Source organism: Frankia sp. CoWAU3 (assembly GCF_977971855.1).
On sequence record NZ_CDWWXB010000128.1, the window covers coordinates 6,465 to 8,113 of the forward strand.

2 protein-coding genes are annotated in these 1,649 nt (G+C 71.3%); both read right to left on the minus strand.

The window, feature by feature from the left end; genetic code table 11:
* Nucleotides 1–509, minus strand: a 509-nt coding sequence (locus AC08ON_RS12200; RefSeq protein ID WP_476616991.1) for a nucleoside phosphorylase-I family protein, incomplete at its 3' end; no start/stop codon positions are given.
* 276 nt (nucleotides 510–785) lie between these two features.
* Nucleotides 786–1,115, minus strand: coding sequence for a hypothetical protein (locus tag AC08ON_RS12205; protein WP_476616995.1), 330 nt, complete (start codon nucleotides 1,113–1,115; stop codon nucleotides 786–788).
* Between the last annotated feature and the right edge of the window lie 534 nt (nucleotides 1,116–1,649).

Consider the following 1,649-nt stretch of genomic DNA (forward strand, 5'->3'; position numbering starts at 1 on the left):
TTCGACGAGTGGGCGAGGCCGCGGGGTGCCGGCGCGCCGTTGCTGTGGAACCCGAGATTGCGGTCCATCTCGCTGATGCGGCCGATCGGCGGAGCGGGCGGTTCCTCGTCAAGGCCGGACTCCGCGCCGAGGTCGGCGGCGACGATGCGATCGGCGAGGACGATGTCCCCGATCTCCGCCCAGCCGCGGAACCCACCGCCGATCCCCATCGCCACCACCAGGCTGAACGGCTGCCCCGCCGCGCTCGCCACCGACAATGCCACCGCGGTGCCCGCCGCCGCGGCCGGGCCGCCGGTGCCCGCCGCGAGCACCGTCACCGGTCCGCGTCGCCGGCCCACGTAGGGGCCCAGGGTGGAGGTGGTGAGAAGCTGGCGGTCCCATTCGGGGGACACCAGGCTGCCCGGTCCGACGGGGGTTCTGGTCCGACCGCTCGACCAGCTGCCCATCAGGCCGGCACACACCGCGTCCGCTTCGGCGGTCACCGCGGTCACGATCAGGGTACGGCTCACGATCAGGTCCGGATCATGATCTGGGGACGTCCTCGTCTGTTGTCGCATGCTGTCGGTCGATTTACCCGAACACCACCGCACCGGACGGTTGGGTAACAGCGCGGGATTTTCGATGGGGTGCAAATCGGACTTGTTGCCGGACCTTAGCATCGCGGACGACGCTGCGTGGTCCCGGTGGGGAGGTGTGGCACGCTGCGCGCACGGTGTATCCCCGTTCGGGGGCTGGTGTGCGCGGGTCGTTGGTTCCGGTCCGGCGGTGGAGTGGCCGGCGGTGGGTCAGGGCTTGAAGGTGACCAGGAACGGCCAGCTTCCCGACGCCTGGTCGCTGGAGCTGCCCGCCTCGGGAAGCGCGAACACCACGAGCAGGGCAGGCGTGTTCTTGGCGGGAACGTACCGGTAGTGCGTCTCGCTGATCTTGTCGGTCACCCGCTCCCTGCCCAGGACGAGGAAGTAGCCGCGGTCGGCGACCGACGTCGGCACGTCGATGTTGATGGCGCTTCCGGGCCTGACCGTGATGTGCGGCGGTGATACCGATTTCTGGATCACCGTCCCGTCCCGCTCGTACTGCGCGGCGTTCGTCCGCACGAAGTGTCCCCCGGACTCCATGGTCACCAGGGGAGTCGGTCGCTCGCAGCCGCTCAGGCCGAGGCCGACGACAACCGCGGCGGCGAGAGCTGCGGCGAGCCGCCGGAATGGGAGACGGCGGAGGAGGTGGGGCGTGCGCACGGTCGGAGGGTATCGCCGCCCGTGCGGTGGCGTCGCTCGCCGTCAGGGCCTTCAGCTGCTGGCCGGTGGGCACGGTGGCCCGGGTCACGTCGCTGGTGTGCCGGATCAGTTCCGGCGCCGCCATCGGAGGCCGCGGGCCGTTCGTCGGCGGTCAGGCCGGGTCGGACCGGTCGGATCCTGGAGCGTCGCCGGAATGGGGAGTGGGGCCTGCCGCCACGGGTCGGCCGGTGGCAGCGGCGTTGACGCGGTCGCGTGGGCCGACGGGGGCATGGGTGCCTGCGTGGGCATGGGTGTCGGTGTGGGCATGGGTGTCGGTGTGGGCATCGGTATCGGCGGGGGCATCGGTATCGGCGGGGGCATGGGTGCCTGCGGGGGAACCCCTGGGTGACCGAGCGGTTTCGTTGTGTCCGGATC